The sequence below is a fragment of the Amycolatopsis sp. NPDC003731 genome (assembly GCF_053586895.1).
Genome location: NZ_JBSFNC010000043.1, coordinates 1 through 15,392, shown reverse-complemented (window position 1 = coordinate 15,392; position 15,392 = coordinate 1). Strand labels below are relative to the sequence as shown.

The window sequence follows — 15,392 nt, the reverse complement described above, 5'->3', positions numbered from 1 at the left end:
GGACGGGCGGATCAGGCGGGGGCGGGCTCGGTGTGGCGCGCGGCCGAGCCGTCGTCGCTGTGCTCGGGACGGTCGGTCGGGGCGTTGAGGACCTCGTCGTCGAGGAGGCCTTCGCTGCGCGCCACGATCGTCGGGACCACGATCTGGCCGGCCACGTTCGTCGCCGTCCGCATCATGTCCATGATCGGGTTGACCGAGTAGATCAGGGCCAGGCCCAGCGCGACCTGCTTGGCGTCGAGGCCGATGAACGACGTCGTCAGCGTGAACGCCGTCAGCCAGCCGGTGGTCCCGGCCGTCGCCAGTGCGCCGACCACGGCGACCACGACGATGCCGACGTACTGCCAGAAGTTCAGCGACACCCCGGCCAGGTTGGCGACGAAGATCGCCGCGATCGCCGGGAACACCGCCGCGCAGCCGTCCATCTTGGTCGCGCTGCCGAGCGGGGTCGCGAAGGCCGCGTACGCCGGCTGGACGCCGAGGTTGACCGCGGACTGGCGGGTCAGCGGCAGCGTGGCGGCCGAGGACTGCGAGGCGAACGCGAACTGGATCGCCGTGCCCGCCTTCGCGAAGAACTTCAGCGGGCTGACCTTGGCCACGAACTGCAGCAGGATCGGGTAGACGACGAACAGCACGAGCAGGCAGCCGACGTACACCGCGAGCGTGGTGGAGAACAGCGGCCGGAACAGCGCGTCGCCGTAGTTCGACACCGCCGCGCCGATCAGGCCGACGATGCCGATCGGGGCGAGCCGGACGATCCAGCCGAGGTAGCGCTGGATGATCTCGAACACGCTGGTCGTGAAGTCCACGAACGGCTTCGCCTTGTCGCCGAGGCTGTAGGCGGCCGCACCGATGACCAGGGCGAGGAACAGCACCTGCAGCGTCTCGCCGTCGGCAAACGCTTTCACGAAGTTCTCGGGCAGCAGCCCGTCTACGAAAGCGCTCCAAGAGCCCCAGTGGTCGACGCTCTGCGCCGCCTTGTCGGCGTTCTTGGCCGTCGCCTCGACACCGCCGAGCCCACCGGAGCCGGGGTTGAAGATCCGGCCGACCGCGATGCCGATCAGCGACGCGATGAACGACGTGATCGCGAACCACAGCACCGTCTTGCCGCCGAGGCGCGCGGCGGTGCGGCCGCCACCGAGCTTGCGGAGGCTGTTGATGCCGACCACGATCGCCGTGAAGACCAGCGGGATCACCGCGATCTGCAGCAGCGTGGTGAAGATGGTGCCGATCTGGTCGAGGAGATCGGTCAGCCAGCCGGCCTCGGTTTGCCGCGCGACGACGCCCAGGAGGGCGCCGACGACGAGCGAGCCGAGAACCGCGGCCGCGAACACCCGCGGCTTGGTGTATGTCCGTACGAAAGACACGGGGCGACTCCGGTGCTCGAAAGTTTCCAGTCTTGCCGGGTGAAGAGAACGTTAGGCAAGGAAGGACTCTTCCGGATCACCCGAAGGTGTGGTGCCTTTCTCAGGATGCGGGAGGCCGCCAGAGATCCACGACACTCACGCCGACCTCGGCCAGCAGCCGCCGCGTCAGGGGCAGGCTGATCCCGATCACGCTGGTGTGGCCGCCTTCGAGCCCTTCGACGAACCAGCCGCCCAGGCCGTCGATCGTGAAGCCGCCGGCCACGTTGAGCGGCTCGCCGCTGGCGACGTAGGCGTCGATCTCGTGTTCGCTCGGCGTCCCGAACCGGACGGTGGTCGATTCCCAGCCCGCGGCCTCCTTCGCGCGCATCCCGCCGTCGAGCCGGACGACCGCGTGCCCGGTGAGGAGTGCACCGGATGTTCCCGCCATCGCGGCCCAGCGGGTGCGGGCGACGTCCGGCGCACCGGGCTTGCCGACCATCTGCCCGTGGATCGAAAGCATCGAATCGCAGGCGACGACGACGGCGTCCGGGTGCGCCGCGGCGACCTGGTCGATGACCGCTTCGGCCTTGGCCGTCGCGAGGGCCTGGACCAGCTCGGACGGGGACGGATCGGTCAGCGAGGCGGCGACCGCGTCCTCGTCGACGCCGGAGACGAACACGGCGGGATCGAGGCCCGCGGAGCGCAGGAGGGCGAGGCGGGCGGGGGACTGGGAGGCGAGGACGAACTGCACGTCTGAAACTTACTTGACCAGGCGGTCGTGACCGAATTGTGACCGGCGTCACGTCACCGGGGAGTTAATTTGTTTTGGCTCGCAACTTATGGATCGACGGAACGTCACGGAGGGAACACATGCCGCTCCTCCGCACCACGAGATCTTTGCGACCCCTTGCGCTGGCCGGCCTCCTCTTCGCGGGCACGGCTCTCGTCCCGATGGCTTCCGCCTCCGTGACACCGCTCTACAAGGACTCCCGCGCCTCGGTGGCCGACCGCGTCACGGACCTGATGGCGCGGATGACGCTCGACGACAAGGTCGGGCAGATGACCGAGGGCGAGCGCGGTGCCGCGACCCCCGCCCAGTCCGCCGCCGCCCGGCTCGGGTCCATCCTCTCCGGCGGCGGCTCGACGCCGTCGCCGAACACCCCGGCCGGGTGGGCGGACATGGTCGACGCCTACCAGCGGGCGGCGACGTCGACCGGCCTCGGCATCCCGATCGTCTACGGCTCCGACACCGTGCACGGCCACAACAACGCCGCCGGCGCCACGATCTTCCCGCACAACATCGGTCTCGGCGCCGCGAACGACCCGCAGCTGGTCAGGCAGATCGGCGCGATCACCGCCCAGGAATCCGCCGCCACCGGCGTCAAGTGGGGCTTCGCGCCGTGCCTGTGCGTCGCCCGCGACGACCGCTGGGGCCGCACGTACGAGTCCTTCGGCGAGGTTCCCGACAACGCCGTCGCGAACTCCGTCGTCATCGAAGGCCTGCAAGGTTCTTCGCTCGGCAACACGACGTCGATCATGGCCACCGCCAAGCACTTCATCGGCGACGGCGGCACCACCGGCGGCGTCGACCAGGGCAACACCCAGATCGGCCTCGACGAGCTGCGGAAGATCCACCTGCCGCCGTTCCAGGCCGCGATCGCCCACGGCGTCGGCTCGGTGATGATCAGCTTCAACAGCTGGAACGGCGTCAAGGACCACGGCAACAAGTTCCTCGTCACCGACCTGCTCAAGACGGAGCTGGGCTTCTCCGGGTACGTGATCTCCGACTGGAACGGCATCGACCAGATCGACGGCCGGACCGGCTTCACCGCGGCCGAGGTCAGCCAGGCCGTCAACGCCGGGATCGACATGGTCATGGTCCCGAACGACTACCTCAAGTTCATCAGCACGCTCAAGGCGGAAGTCCTCAACGGGCACGTCCCGATGTCCCGCATCGACGACGCCAACCGGCGGATCCTCACGAAGAAGTTCGAACTGGGCCTCTTCGAGCGCCCGTACACCGACCGCTCGCTCCAGGCGGACCTCGGCAGCGCGGCCCACCACGCCGTGGCGCGGCAGGCGGCGCGCGAGTCGCAGGTGCTGCTGAAGAACGACGGCGTGCTGCCGCTGGCCAAGCAGGACAACAGGATCTTCGTGGCCGGCAAGAACGCCAACGACCTGGGGAACCAAGCGGGCGGCTGGACGCTGAGCTGGCAGGGCCAGAGCGGCACCCGGGTGATCCCGGGCACGACGATCCTCGACGGCATCAAGGCCGGTGCCGGGAAAGGCACGGTGGTGACCTATGACCGTGCGGGTAGCGGAATCAACTCCGGTTACAAGGTCGCGGTCGCCGTGGTGGGCGAAACGCCGTACGCCGAAGGGCAGGGAGACCGGCCCGGCGGCCTCGGCCTCGACGCCGAAGACGTCGCGCTCATCGGCAAGCTGAAGGCCTCGGGTGTCCCGCTGGTCGTGGTGACCGTGTCCGGGCGGCCACTGGACATCGCGGCGCACCTACCGTCGATGAAGGGCCTGGTGGCGGCCTGGCTGCCGGGCTCGGAAGGCGCCGGCGTCGCGGACGTCCTCTACGGCGACTACAACCCGACCGGGAAGCTGAGCTTCACCTGGCCGGCGAGCTCGTCGCAGGAACCGATCAACACCGGTGACGGCAAGCAGGGCCTGTTCCCGTACGGGTTCGGCCTGTCGTACCGCAGCTAGCCACCGCTCCCGCGGTCCGTGCAGGCCCCCGCTCCGGTACCCGACACCGGAACGGGGGTCTGCACGGTTTCTACGCCGCGGCCGCTTCGGGCACCGGGGTTTCCCAGCGCGGCTTGACCCGCTGCAGCACCGCCGCGGAAACCACGCCGAGCAGCAGCACACCCATCGGCAGCAGCATTGTCACCCGGGCGGCGTCGGTCAGTCCACTGTGGACCGCCTCGGTCGCCAGCTTCCCCGCCCGCGCGGCGATCTCCGCGGGCAGCCCCGGCATCGGCGACGGACCGCCGGCCGAACCGAACTCCCCGGTGCTCGCCGCCGCGTGCGCGATCCCCTCGGCGAACGGCGCCCGGTACTGCTCGGGCAGCTGCGCGGCCGCCTTCGTGGCCTCGTCCGCGATGGACGCGCTGATCCGCGCCTGCAGCAGCACGCCGATCGCCGCGCTGCCGAGCACCCCACCGACCTGGCGGGCGGTGTTGAAGATGCCGGACGCGGTCCCGGCCAGCCGCGGCTCGACCGAGCCCATCGTCAGGTTGCTCATCGGCGAGAAGATGCAGCCGATGCCGAGCCCGCACACCAGCAGCGCCGGCACGAACGACCACGGGTTGCTGTCCGGCGTCGCCTGCAGCGCGATGACGCCGAGCCCGGCCGCGAGCGCCGCCAGGCCGAACATCACCAGGTACTTGCCGTTCACCTTGTCCGACGCGCGCCCGACGAACGGCGCGATGATCCCGGACAGCAGCGACATCGGCGCGGTGAGCAGGCCGCCCATGGTCGGGGTCAGCCCGAGCACCGACTGGATGTAGATGACCAGCGGCAGGAACATGCCGGTCATCGCGAAGCCGACGGTGGCCGCGGTGAGCGTCCCGGCCGAGAAGTTCCGGTTCGAGAACACCTGCAGCGGCAGCAGCGGTTCCCGCTTGTTGAACCGCTGCCACACCAGGAAGGCGATGAGCAGCACCACGCCGGCACCGATGATCTCGAACACCGTGATGCCGCCGAAGACCGTGCCCCAGTCGTACTGCTGCCCGTTCTGGACGCCGAACACGATGCACAGCAGCGCCGCGCTCGACAGCACGATCCCCAGCACGTCGAACGAGTGGGAGTGCTTCGGCTGCCAGTCCGGCACCAGCAGCACGGTGAGCACGACGGCGATCGCGCCGATCGGCACGTTGACGAAGAAGATCCACTCCCAGCCGAGGTGGTCGACCAGCACGCCGCCGAGCAGCGGGCCGGCGATCGTCGCCAGCCCGGCGACGCCGCCCCACATGCCCATCGCCGGGCCGCGCTTGGCCGGCGGGAACAGGTGCGTGATGAACGCCAGCGTCTGCGGTGTCATCAGCGCGGCGCCGAGCCCCTGCACGGCCCGCGCGGCGATGAGCATCTCGGCGTTGCCGGACAGGCCGCACCACAGCGACGCGCCGGTGAACACGATCAGCCCGGCGAGGAACACGCGCTTCGGGCCGAACCGGTCACCGAGCCGGCTGGTGAACAGCATCGGCACGGCGTAGGTGAGCAGGTAGATGCTGATCACCCAGACGATCGAGTTCAGCCCGGCGCCCAGCTCGCGCAGCATGGTCGGGATCGCGATCGACACGATCGTCGTGTCGAGCAGGATCATGAAGAAGCCGAGGCACAGCGCGCCGAGCGCGGCCCACGGGTTAGCTTGTCTTGCGTTCATCGTCGTCTTCCCTGGTGATGAGCGTGAGCTTGGGTGGTTGGTGGTCCTGGAACGGGATCCGCCCGGACCGCAGGTCCTCGGCGAGGCGTTCGGTCCACTCGAGTTCGAACAGCCGGTGGTCGCACTGGTAGCGCCAGTCGAGCCAGTAGATCTCCGGCACCTGGTTTTCGGTGAGCCGCTGCTGCACGGCCCGGTCGGAGGCCACCGCGGCACGCAGCCGCATGAGCCGGGTTTCGAGCTCGTTGAGCGACGCCTCGCGCCCCAGTTCGTCGATCACGGCGAGCCCGGACAGGTAGGCGGGGAACTCCGTGGCGACGTCCCCCAGGAGTTCGCGGGCGCGCTGGTTGAACTCGTCGAGCCCGGTCTGCGTCATGCCGTAGACGGTCCGTTCGGGCCGCCTGCCGTCGCGCTGGGTGTCGACGACCTCGATGAAACCGCTGCGGTGCAGCCGTTCCACGGTGTGGTAGAGCGAACCCGCCTTCACGTTGACCCGGGTGTCGACGTACCGCTCACGCATGAGCGCGGCCATCTCGTACGGGTGCATCGGCCGCTCGTGCAGCAGCTCCAGCACGGCGATGCCGAGCGGTGTCAGCTTGGCCGAGGCCATGACGTGGTCCCTCCCGGTCGGTTATTCCACGTGGACTATACGACGTGGGATAGGGAGGGGTCCACGGTCATTCCTGTGACGGTTCGTACACAGGTTGAAGGCCCCCACGCTGTCGTCATGGGGGCCTTCACGCTGATTCTCAGAACGGCCAGTCGGCTCTGCGGCCTCGTTCGAGCAGCGGGATCATCCGGAAGCCCTGGTCGGTCAGGCCGCCGAAGGTGTGCCGCTGCCCGCCGCCGGACGGCGCGTGGCCGGCCTGGTAGCCGGCCAGGTTCCAGGTGTACAGCGGCACGTGCGCGGGCAGCGCCTGCCCGACGTCGCCGTACGCGGCCTGCTCGTCGGTGAGGATCACGACGCGGTCGTGGTGCGCGAAGTGCTCGTGCACCGCGCCCACCGTGTCGGTGCCGCCGCCGATGAAGTACCCGCCGGACTTCCAGCGCTCGACGTCACCCAGCAGCGACCCGCCCCGGCTCAGCTTGAACACCTTGGTGCCCTGGCGGTGGTCCCAGGCGCCGTCGGAGAACGAGACGAGGTCGGCCTTCGCGCAGCGCCGTGCGAGCGCCAGGCCGAAGACCGCGGCCGCGTCCCACCGCATGAGGCTGCCGTCCCTGCTGAACCGGTCCTTCATGGACGCCGACGTGTCGACGAGGACGAGCGTGCGGCCACCCAGCACGGGCACGTTGGCCAGCGCGTGCGCGATCGCCCGCTCGAGCGCCCACGCCCACCGCAGCGACGGCGCCGCCCGGTAGGCCGCGAGGAACCGCATGGGCAGCTGCCGCGACTTCGCCACCTGCACCCGGCTCGCGAGCCGCTCGGCCACCCGCTGCGCGACGTCGTCCGAGACGCCGGCCTCGTCGAAGTTGCGGAGGTTGCGGAGGAGAGCGGTGTAGCCCATCGACGGGATCAGCGCCTCCCAGACGCGCGCGTCCAGCGGACCCTGCAGCCACCCGGCGACGGACTCCCACGTCATGCCCGCGGCGCGGAGCACGTCCGCCGCGTCCGGCCGGTCGAAGAGCTTCCGGCGATCGGCGACGGCCCAGTTCATGAGCTCGGCTCGGGCGCGGAGGGTGGTGAGGGCGTCCGGGATCGCGTTGCCGCGGTCGTGCCGCTCGTCGAGGATGTGCTTGAACAGCGCACCCCCGCCGGCCGGGTGGGTCAGCTCGAGGACGTCGGCGAACCGGAACGCGCGCGCGGCGGAGTCCCACTTGACGAAGGCCCGCTCGTCGTAGAGCTTCACCGCGGCATCGGCGATACCGCGCTTGACCGGCTTCGGAAGGGCGCGGCCGTGCACGGACGTCCAATAGGCGAGCAGCTCACCGGGCTCGTCGGCCCGCTGCAGCACGTCGGCGACGACCTGGCGGCCGAGCCCGTCGAGGCCGGCGTCCCGCCGCGCCTTGACGAACTCGGCGGCACCGACGAGCGACGCCGTCCGCAGGTGCGCGCCGGTGCGCAGCCAGCACAGGAACCGAGCGGTCCACTGTGGATCGTCCAGTGTGGACTTACGGACCAGCTCGGCGTACCGGGTGTCGCGGGTGTCCGCGGACTCGTAAAAGGCGTGCTCGCCGACCATGTTGGTGACGGCGAGCAGGAAGAGCTCGGACTTGGTGTCGCGGGCGTACCCGGCACCACCCTGGTGGGTGACGGTGGACGCCGTGGCCTCGCCGCGGACCGGCGAGGCCACGGCGGGCGCGCGTGCGGTGTTGAACTTGCTCATTTCTCCCCCTGGTGCGGGAGCCACGGCGATGCCCGAGATCGAAGTCGGTGAAGGTACGTAGCTGCTCTAGGCCGCTGAGCTACCGGACCGTGCGGTGGTCCGGGAGGGATTCGAACCCCCGACCTGCCCATTAAGAGTGGAAGTAACCCTCGCCTGCGCACCGGGCATCGGTGTCGCCGTGGCTTCTTTGTGCAGCCCAAGGTAGCAAGCGATCGGCGGCGGGACGACCGGTTTTCCGCCCCGGGGCCAGCGCCGGCCGGAAGTCAACTAGTTCGTACTAAGAACTATATATGCTATGTTCGTAGTGCGAACTAACTGGGAGGAATCATGACGCACTTCGGCATCGGCGTGTCCACCGCGGTCACCGCCGTCTCCGGCACCCTCGAACTGGCCGCCCAAGCCGACCGGAGCGGGCTCGATCTCATCACCGTCTCCGATCACCCGTACCACGCCGATCGGCTCGATGCGTACGCCGAAATCGGGGTCCTGCTCGGCAAGACCGAACGGATCTCCGGCCTGGTCAGCGTCACCAACCTGCCGACGCGGCCGGCGGCGATGCTCGCTCGCACGATCACCTCCCTGTCCGCGCTGACCGGCGGCCGGATCGTGCTCGGCATGGGGGTCGGCGGGCTGTGGGACGACATCGCGCGGCTCGGCTTCACCAAACTGACGCCGGGGCAGGCCGTCCGCGCCTTCGAAGAAGGCATCCGGCTGGTGAAGCTGCTCGGCGGGGGCGGGGCGCCGGTCACCTTCGACGGCGAGTTCTACCAGGTCACCGACCTGGAACCGGCCGCGGAGGCGATGCCGGCGGTGTGGACCGGGTCCGTCGGGCCGAAGTCCCTCGCCGTCACCGGGCGGGTGGCCGACGGGTGGATGCCCGGGCACGCCGCCGACTGGCTCAGCGAGCGGTACCGGACCTCGCGGCCGCTGATCGACAAGGCCGCCGTGGACGCCGGGCGGGATCCCGGCGAGATCGTCACCGTCTACAACTTCCCCGGGCGGATCACCGCCGAGCCGCTCGCCAAGACCCGCACCGACGACGGACGCTGGATCGGCGGCTCGCCCGCCCAGTGGATCGAAGAGCTCACCGGCGCGGTGCTGGAGCACGGCGCCGCGGGGTTCGTGCTCTTCGGGCCCGGCGGCAGCACGCCCGACGCCGTCGCCACCGCGCGGTGGGCCGAGGAGATCGTGCCCGCGGTGCGGGAAGCCGTAGGCTGATCGGATGGGGAAGAGCGGGGCGGACCTCGGGGTGGTGGCCGGGCTCGTGCGGGCGTCGTTCCTGGTGAACGCGGTCTACGCCGAGTCCGCCCGCGAGTACGGGCTCACCGTGCAGCAGGGCCAGCTGCTCTGCGTGCTGATGAGCCGGCCGTACGGGATGGGCGACCTGGGCGCCACGCTCGGCCTCGAAAAGTCCAGCCTCACCGGCCTCGTCGACCGGGCGGTCAAGCGCGGGCTCGTCCGCCGCGAACCCGACCCGGACGACCGCCGGGCCGTCCAGGTCCTCCTGACCGGCGAAGGCAGCGAGCTCGCGGAGGACTTCTACGCGGCGACGTGCCGCCGGGTCGACGAGCTGGCCGCGGGCCTGAGCACCCCGGACCGCGACCGGCTCGCGGCACTGCTCGGCACGATCGTGCGGGACAACGAAGCCCCGACGGTCTTCCTCGACGCCCTTCAGCCCTGAGGCAAACCCGAAGCGCGCCAAGCACCTTCGCCGGGGTGGAGCGGCCGACGCAGCGAAGCAGCGCGATCGCCCCACCACGACGTACGCGGCTTCGGCTTCTCCGGCGTCTTCGCGACCGACGCCGCGGCGATGAGCGCCGTCAGCGCCGCCAGCTCGGCGTCGGTCGGGTTTCCGCGGACCACCCTCAGCAGGGGGCGCTGCTTTTCCTCGCTCACAGCGGGATGTTCCCGTGCTTCTTGGGCGGCAGCGATTCCCGCTTGTTCCGCAGCAGGGACAGCGCCCGCGCGACGTGGCCGCGCGTGTGCGCCGGCACGATCACCGAGTCGACGTACCCGCGCTCGGCCGCCGCGTACGGGTTCAGCAGCGTGTCCTCGTACTCCTGGATCAGCTCGGCGCGCAGGGCGTCGACGTCCTGTCCTTCCGAAGCCGCCTTGGCGAGGGTCTTGCGGTGGACGATGTTCGCCGCGCCCTGGGCGCCCATCACCGCGACCTGCGCGGTCGGCCAGGCCAGGTTGATGTCGGCGCCGAGGTGCTTCGAGCCCATGACGTCGTACGCGCCGCCGTACGCCTTGCGCGTGATGATCGTGACCAGCGGGACCGTGGCCTCCGCGTAGGCGTAGATCAGCTTCGCGCCGCGGCGGATGATGCCGTTCCACTCCTGGTCGGTGCCCGGGAGGAAGCCCGGGACGTCGACGAAGGTGAGCACCGGGATGTTGAACGCGTCGCAGGTGCGCACGAACCGCGCGGCCTTCTCGGACGCGTCGATGTCGAGGCAGCCGGCGAACTGCGTCGGCTGGTTGGCCACCACGCCGACGCTGTGGCCGTCGACACGGCCGAAGCCGACGATGATGTTCGGCGCGAACAGCTCGTGGACCTCGAGGAAGTCGCCGTCGTCGACGACGCGGGTGATCACCTCGTGCATGTCGTACGGCGTGTTCGGCGAGTCCGGGATGATCGTGTCGAGCTCGCGGTCGGCGTCGGTGACATCGTCGAAGAACCCGGGCCGGTCGGCGGGCGGCTCGAACACCGGCGCGTCCGACAGGTTGTTCTGCGGCAGGTAGGAGAGCAGTTCCTTGACGTAGGCGATGGCGTCCTCGTCGTCGGAACCGAGGTAGTGCGCGACACCGGACTTCGTGTTGTGGGTGCGGCCGCCGCCGAGCTCCTCGAAGGTGACGTCCTCGCCGGTGACCGTCTTGACGACGTCCGGGCCGGTGATGAACATCTGCGACGTCTCGTCGACCATCACGATGAAGTCGGTGAGCGCGGGGGAGTAGACGTGCCCGCCCGCGTTCGCGCCCATGATCAGCGAGATCTGCGGGATGACGCCGGACGCCTTGACGTTCCGGTTGAAGATCTCGCCGTACAGGCCGAGCGAGACGACACCCTCCTGGATGCGCGCGCCGCCGCCTTCGTTGATGCCGATGATCGGCCGGCCGGTCTTGATCGCCAGGTCCATCACCTTGACGATCTTCTCGCCGTAGACCTCGCCGAGGCTGCCGCCGAAGACGGTCACGTCCTGGCTGAAGACGCAGACCGGGCGGCCGTCGACGGTGCCGTAGCCGGTCACGACGCCGTCGCCGTACGGGCGGTTCTTCTCCTGGCCGAAGTTGGTCGAGCGGTGCCGGGCCAGCTCGTCGAGCTCGACGAAGGAGTTCTCGTCGAGCAGCAGCTCGATGCGTTCGCGAGCGGTCTTCTTGCCCTTGGCGTGCTGTTTCTCCACCGCGCGGGCCGAGCCCGCGTGCACCGCCTCGTCGTACCGGCGGTACAGGTCGGCCAGCTTGCCGGCCGTGGTGTGGATGTCCGGTTCGTCCTCGGGCGGCGTCCCGAGCGGCTCCGTCGCACTGCTCATGCCACGGGAGCTTAACTACTTGTCGGTCACTTCGCGTGTGGCGTAGGCAACGTCACGACGTCGTAGGCCTGACCAAGCCCGACTCGTAGGCCGCGATCACCAGTTGGGCCCGGTCGCGCGCGGCGAGCTTGTGCAGGAGGCGGCCGATGTGGGTCTTCACCGTGGCTATCCCCAGGTGCAGGCGGGCCGCTATCTCGTCGTTCGACAGCCCGCGTGCGATCAGCGTCAGGACCTCCTGCTCGCGGGCCGTCACGCCGTCCAAGCGGGTCACCGGGCCCGAGGGGAGCCTGGCGAACTCCGCCACCAGGCGGCGCGTCACCGAGGGGGCCAGCAGCGCGTCGCCCGAGGCCACCACCTCGATCGCCGCCAGGAGGTCGGCCGGGCGGGTGTCCTTCAGGAGGAAGCCGCTCGCTCCCGCGCGCAACGCCGAATACACGTACTCGTCCAGGTCGAACGTCGTCAGCATCAGGACCCTCACGTCCGTCTCCCGGCAGATGCGGCGGGTCGCCTCGATGCCGTCCATCTCCGGCATGCGGACGTCCATCAGCACGACGTCCGGCCGCTCGACTCTGGTCAGGGCCACCGCTTCGGCGCCGTCGGACGCTTCGGCGACCACCTCGAGGCCCGGTGCGCTGTCGACCAGGACCCGGAAGCTTCCGCGCAGCAGCGCCTGGTCGTCGGCGATCAGGACGCGGGTCATCGGGCCGCCACCTTCTCTTCGTAGGGCAGCCGCGCGAAGACGCGGAAGCCGGTTTCGGCCGGCGCCGCGGAGAATTCGCCGTCGTACACCGCGACGCGCTCGCGCATCCCGATCAAGCCGTGGCCCGGGGTCGCGGAGCCGCCGCGGCCGTCGTCGAGGACCTCGATGCGTACTTCGCCCTCGCCGCCGGTGATGTGGATCCGGCACGTCGTCGCGGCCGCGTGCTTGACCACATTGGTCAGGGCCTCCTGCACGATCCGGTACACCGACTGGCCGACCCCGCTCGGCAGTTCGGTGAGGCCGTCGATGACCAGGTCGACGGCGGGACCCGCCTGCTGCGCGCGTTCGGTGAGCGCCCGCAGATCGTCGAGCGATGGGGCGGGCGCCAGTGCCGGGACGCCGGTGCCGTCGCGCAGCACGCCGAGCATGCGCCGCAGCTCCGCGAGAGTCTCGCGGCTGGTGTCCTCGATGACGCGCAGCGCGTCGCGGGCCTGGTCGGGTTGTTCGAGCGCGACGTGGTTGCCGACCGCCGCCTTCACCGCGATCAAGCTCATGCTGTGCGCGACGACGTCGTGCATCTCCCGGGCGATCCGCAGCCGTTCCGCCGAAACCGCTTCCCGGGCATGGTTTTCCCGCTCGATCGCGGCGTATTCGCGGCGGCCGTGGACCGCGATGCCGAGCGCGAAACCGACGATCAGCGCCGACGCCCCGAAGTTCACCGTCGTCGCCGTGCTCGGGTTCGGCACCGCCACGCCGACCAGGCCGATCCCGAGCAGCCCCGCCGCCAGCCCGATCCGCGAGGCGCGGCTACCGCGGGCCACCACGAACGTGTAGAGCGCGCACCCGGCCGACACGACGGCGACCGCCAGCACCGGGCCGCCGATCGGCACCGCCGCCGCGGTCATCACCAGCGAGAAGATGTAGGCGGGGCGCGGCCACCAGCGCCGCAGCACGATCGGCCCGACGCTCAGCACGAGGATGGTCCAGCCGAGCCAAGCGGGCAGCCACAGCGGCAGTGACCACGCGCCGGCGGCGAGGTTGCCGCCGGCCCCCAGGGTCAGCACGAGGACGGCCAAGACGTCCAGGACGACGCGAATGCGCATGAACCGACGGTAATGCGGACTTTCCGGCCGCGCGTCAACCTTGGGTCGGATGCTCCGCGTACTGCTTCTTCACGGCTTCGACGCGCTCGGGCGGCCAGTCCGGCAGGGTGACGCCGTGGGTGGCGGCGAACAGCTTGTCGAGTTGCTCGTGCCGCCGGGCCAGCTGCGCCGGGACGTCGTCGCCCGCCGCTTCGGTGAACTCGACGCGGTTGCCTTCGAGCGGGTCGTGGACCAGGCGCCAGCCGGGTTCGTCCGGCAGCAGCGGCCGGAGTTCGGCCTCGGGCTTCCAGCCGAGGTCGCGGCGGAAGCGGATCGTGCCGTCCGCGAGGACTTCGCCGGCGTCCAGGCCGAATTCCTCCACATAGGACACCATCCGCTCGTGCCACTCCTGCGGCTGCTCGAAGTCCTGCCCGGCCAGGCGCGCGGCGAGGGCGTCGAGGCAGACGTCCCAGCCGGCGGCGGTGCGGCCCCCGGCGAGCTTGGCGATCGCCGGGTCGCCGCGGCCGAAGGTGTGGGTGAACTCCAGGAGGCTGCCGTCGCCGTCGGCGGTGATCAGCCAGCGCAGGGTGTCGTCGTTCCAGACGAAGGTGAACTCGCGCGGCGGGTCGGCGGTGACGACCCGCCCGGTCGTCGTGCTGTCCTCGCCGGGGAAGGTGAACCGGATCGCGCCACCGGCCCGCAGCTCGACGTCGACCTTCGCCGGGAACCAGTGCTCCAGCTCCGCCGGGTCGGTGATCGCGTGCCAGACCTTCTCGGGCGCGTGCTTCAGGCGGCGTTCCAGCCGGAGCACCGGGCGCTCGCCGTCGGTCTGCAGCCTCGCTCGTCCGGACACGCTTCCTCCCGTGGGTTGCCTGTGCCGGTATATAACCACTGGGGAATATGCGGGGTCAAGCGCCGCGGACGGCGGACACCGCGGCGGCGAGGTCCGGGTCGCTCGCGGCCTTGTCGAGCGCGGTCCGCAGCACCGCGTTGTACGTCGGCTCGGTCTCGGAGTAGCGCTTGCGGCCGGCGTCGGTGATCACCGAGTAGACGCCGCGGCGGTCGTCTTCGCACAGGTCGCGGATGGTCAGGCCGGCGTCTTCGAGGCGGGCGCACATCCGGCTGACCGAGCTCTGGTTGAGGCCGATCGCGTCGGCGAGCTCCTGCATCCGCAGGCCGCCCCGCGGACCCGCCACGAGCTTGCCGAGCGCGCGGTACTCGGACAGGCCGAGCCCGTGGCGCCGCTGCAGGGCTTTGGCGAGTTCCTGCTCGATCCGGGCGTGCAGCACGAGTACGCGGCCCCAGGCCTGCTCGTCGACGGTCATCTTCCGGCCTCCTCTTGACGCCAGGATAGTCCAGGGACAGTATTTATATGTACATGCAAGTACATCGAGAGGGCTGACATGAGCGATCGCAGCTTCCTGTTCCTGGTGGGCGCCGCGCGGGCCGGGGGCAACGCCGAAATGCTGGCCCGGCTGGCGGCCAAGGAGCTGCCCAAGGACGTCGAGCAGCGGTGGATCCGGCTGCCGGAGGTGCCGCTGCCGCCGTTCGAGGACCGCCGCCACGGCGCCGGGGCGCACCCGGAGCCCGGCGAGAACGAGCAGTTGCTGATGGACGCGACCTTCGCCGCGACGGACATCGTGATCGTGTCGCCGGTGTACTGGTACTCGGTCGCGGCGAGCGTGAAGCTCTACCTGGACTACTGGTCGGGCTGGATGCGGCTGCCGGTCGAGTTCAAGCCGCGGATGCGCGGCAAGGCGCTGTGGGGGGTGAGCGTGCTGAGCGAGACGGCGCGCGAGGCCCAGCCGCTGATCGGCACCCTAGAGCTGTGCGCGGAGTACCTGGGCATGGACTGGGGCGGGGTGCTGCTCGGCAACGGCAGCCGCCCGGGTGACGTGCTCCTGGACGAGGACGCGACGGCGGCCGCGCGGACGTTCTTCGCCGGCGCGGACCTGGTCACCGCCTAGGTGTGATGTCCAGGGACGTTGTCCCGAGTCGAGGTGACCAGGAGCGGCCTGTCGTG

Annotated in this window: 15 protein-coding genes and 1 tRNA gene; 4 read left to right on the top strand and 12 right to left on the bottom strand. The window is 70.3% G+C overall.

All coding sequences use genetic code 11. The features are described 5' to 3' along the window. Window positions 1-11: 11 nt before the first annotated feature. Together ACWDN5_RS19750 and ACWDN5_RS19745 are read right to left on the bottom strand one after the other, a co-directional pair. Window positions 12-1,364: a dicarboxylate/amino acid:cation symporter gene (locus ACWDN5_RS19750; protein WP_449677319.1), complete on the bottom strand. Its 1,353-nt coding sequence runs from the start codon at window positions 1,362-1,364 to the stop codon at window positions 12-14. Between the two features lie 100 nt (window positions 1,365-1,464). Beyond that, entirely contained in the window at window positions 1,465-2,094 is a 630-nt protein-coding gene (locus tag ACWDN5_RS19745; protein ID WP_449677318.1) for a Maf family protein, read from the bottom strand. 119 nt (window positions 2,095-2,213) lie between these two features. Between ACWDN5_RS19745 and ACWDN5_RS19740 the strand changes: the two genes are divergently transcribed. Beyond that, complete coding sequence (locus tag ACWDN5_RS19740) at window positions 2,214-4,058, top strand: glycoside hydrolase family 3 protein (RefSeq protein ID WP_449677317.1); 1,845 nt, start codon at window positions 2,214-2,216, stop codon at window positions 4,056-4,058. Between the two features lie 70 nt (window positions 4,059-4,128). Here ACWDN5_RS19740 and ACWDN5_RS19735 read toward each other — a convergent pair whose 3' ends face one another. The 4 genes from ACWDN5_RS19735 to ACWDN5_RS19720 form a co-directional block, all read right to left on the bottom strand. Next, complete coding sequence (locus ACWDN5_RS19735) at window positions 4,129-5,736, bottom strand: DHA2 family efflux MFS transporter permease subunit (RefSeq protein WP_449677316.1); 1,608 nt, start codon at window positions 5,734-5,736, stop codon at window positions 4,129-4,131. Then, window positions 5,717-6,343, bottom strand: a complete 627-nt coding sequence (locus tag ACWDN5_RS19730) for a PadR family transcriptional regulator (protein ID WP_310971021.1) — start codon at window positions 6,341-6,343, stop codon at window positions 5,717-5,719. The genes ACWDN5_RS19735 and ACWDN5_RS19730 overlap by 20 nt, the downstream gene beginning before the upstream one ends. A gap of 139 nt (window positions 6,344-6,482) precedes the next feature. After that, window positions 6,483-8,057 carry a TROVE domain-containing protein gene (locus ACWDN5_RS19725; RefSeq protein WP_449677315.1) on the bottom strand — a complete coding sequence of 525 codons (1,575 nt, stop codon included), beginning with the start codon at window positions 8,055-8,057 and terminating at the stop codon, window positions 6,483-6,485. A 95-nt stretch (window positions 8,058-8,152) separates the two neighbouring features. Further along, a tRNA-OTHER gene (locus tag ACWDN5_RS19720) sits at window positions 8,153-8,221 on the bottom strand. 163 nt (window positions 8,222-8,384) lie between these two features. Here ACWDN5_RS19720 and ACWDN5_RS19715 point away from each other — a divergent pair. Together ACWDN5_RS19715 and ACWDN5_RS19710 are read left to right on the top strand one after the other, a co-directional pair. Next, window positions 8,385-9,275 (top strand): LLM class flavin-dependent oxidoreductase, encoded by an 891-nt coding sequence (locus ACWDN5_RS19715; protein ID WP_449677314.1) that lies wholly within the window; start codon window positions 8,385-8,387, stop codon window positions 9,273-9,275. 4 nt (window positions 9,276-9,279) lie between these two features. After that, the gene (locus tag ACWDN5_RS19710; protein WP_310971016.1) at window positions 9,280-9,738 is read left to right on the top strand and encodes a MarR family winged helix-turn-helix transcriptional regulator; all 459 of its coding nucleotides are present in this window, start codon (window positions 9,280-9,282) and stop codon (window positions 9,736-9,738) included. Here ACWDN5_RS19710 and ACWDN5_RS19705 read toward each other — a convergent pair. From ACWDN5_RS19705 to ACWDN5_RS19680, 6 genes are read right to left on the bottom strand one after another with little or no spacing between them, the layout of a single operon-like run. Then, window positions 9,729-9,953 (bottom strand): acyl-CoA carboxylase subunit epsilon, encoded by a 225-nt coding sequence (locus ACWDN5_RS19705; RefSeq protein ID WP_449677313.1) that lies wholly within the window; start codon window positions 9,951-9,953, stop codon window positions 9,729-9,731. The genes ACWDN5_RS19710 and ACWDN5_RS19705 overlap by 10 nt on opposite strands. Next, on the bottom strand, window positions 9,950-11,587 hold the full coding sequence (locus tag ACWDN5_RS19700; RefSeq protein WP_310971012.1) for an acyl-CoA carboxylase subunit beta: 1,638 nt from the start codon (window positions 11,585-11,587) through the stop codon (window positions 9,950-9,952). The genes ACWDN5_RS19705 and ACWDN5_RS19700 overlap by 4 nt, the downstream gene beginning before the upstream one ends. Window positions 11,588-11,639: 52 nt before the next feature. Beyond that, window positions 11,640-12,287, bottom strand: coding sequence for a response regulator (locus tag ACWDN5_RS19695; RefSeq protein ID WP_449677312.1), 648 nt, complete (start codon window positions 12,285-12,287; stop codon window positions 11,640-11,642). Next, entirely contained in the window at window positions 12,284-13,390 is a 1,107-nt protein-coding gene (locus ACWDN5_RS19690) for a sensor histidine kinase (protein ID WP_449677311.1), read from the bottom strand. Before ACWDN5_RS19690 ends, ACWDN5_RS19695 begins: the two co-directional genes overlap by 4 nt. 34 nt (window positions 13,391-13,424) lie before the next feature. Next, window positions 13,425-14,222 carry an SRPBCC family protein gene (locus tag ACWDN5_RS19685; protein ID WP_310971007.1) on the bottom strand — a complete coding sequence of 266 codons (798 nt, stop codon included), beginning with the start codon at window positions 14,220-14,222 and terminating at the stop codon, window positions 13,425-13,427. A 55-nt stretch (window positions 14,223-14,277) separates the two neighbouring features. Then, window positions 14,278-14,694, bottom strand: coding sequence for a MarR family winged helix-turn-helix transcriptional regulator (locus tag ACWDN5_RS19680; protein ID WP_449677310.1), 417 nt, complete (start codon window positions 14,692-14,694; stop codon window positions 14,278-14,280). A gap of 78 nt (window positions 14,695-14,772) precedes the next feature. Between ACWDN5_RS19680 and ACWDN5_RS19675 the strand changes: the two genes are divergently transcribed. Further along, the gene (locus ACWDN5_RS19675) at window positions 14,773-15,336 is read left to right on the top strand and encodes a flavodoxin family protein (RefSeq protein WP_449677309.1); all 564 of its coding nucleotides are present in this window, start codon (window positions 14,773-14,775) and stop codon (window positions 15,334-15,336) included. The last annotated feature ends 56 nt before the right edge of the window (window positions 15,337-15,392 follow it).

What these genes read in the sequence shown, in the direction of transcription:
- ACWDN5_RS19740 (WP_449677317.1), top strand. Translation starts at nt 2,214, where the DNA reads ATGCCGCTCCTCCGCACCACGAGATCTTTGCGACCCCTTGCGCTGGCC.
- ACWDN5_RS19700 (WP_310971012.1), bottom strand. Translation starts at nt 11,587, where the DNA reads ATGAGCAGTGCGACGGAGCCGCTCGGGACGCCGCCCGAGGACGAACCG.
- ACWDN5_RS19675 (WP_449677309.1), top strand. Translation starts at nt 14,773, where the DNA reads ATGAGCGATCGCAGCTTCCTGTTCCTGGTGGGCGCCGCGCGGGCCGGG.
- ACWDN5_RS19730 (WP_310971021.1), bottom strand. Translation starts at nt 6,343, where the DNA reads ATGGCCTCGGCCAAGCTGACACCGCTCGGCATCGCCGTGCTGGAGCTG.
- ACWDN5_RS19735 (WP_449677316.1), bottom strand. Translation starts at nt 5,736, where the DNA reads ATGAACGCAAGACAAGCTAACCCGTGGGCCGCGCTCGGCGCGCTGTGC.
- ACWDN5_RS19725 (WP_449677315.1), bottom strand. Translation starts at nt 8,057, where the DNA reads ATGAGCAAGTTCAACACCGCACGCGCGCCCGCCGTGGCCTCGCCGGTC.
- ACWDN5_RS19690 (WP_449677311.1), bottom strand. Translation starts at nt 13,390, where the DNA reads ATGCGCATTCGCGTCGTCCTGGACGTCTTGGCCGTCCTCGTGCTGACC.
- ACWDN5_RS19710 (WP_310971016.1), top strand. Translation starts at nt 9,280, where the DNA reads ATGGGGAAGAGCGGGGCGGACCTCGGGGTGGTGGCCGGGCTCGTGCGG.
- ACWDN5_RS19715 (WP_449677314.1), top strand. Translation starts at nt 8,385, where the DNA reads ATGACGCACTTCGGCATCGGCGTGTCCACCGCGGTCACCGCCGTCTCC.
- ACWDN5_RS19680 (WP_449677310.1), bottom strand. Translation starts at nt 14,694, where the DNA reads ATGACCGTCGACGAGCAGGCCTGGGGCCGCGTACTCGTGCTGCACGCC.
- ACWDN5_RS19695 (WP_449677312.1), bottom strand. Translation starts at nt 12,287, where the DNA reads ATGACCCGCGTCCTGATCGCCGACGACCAGGCGCTGCTGCGCGGAAGC.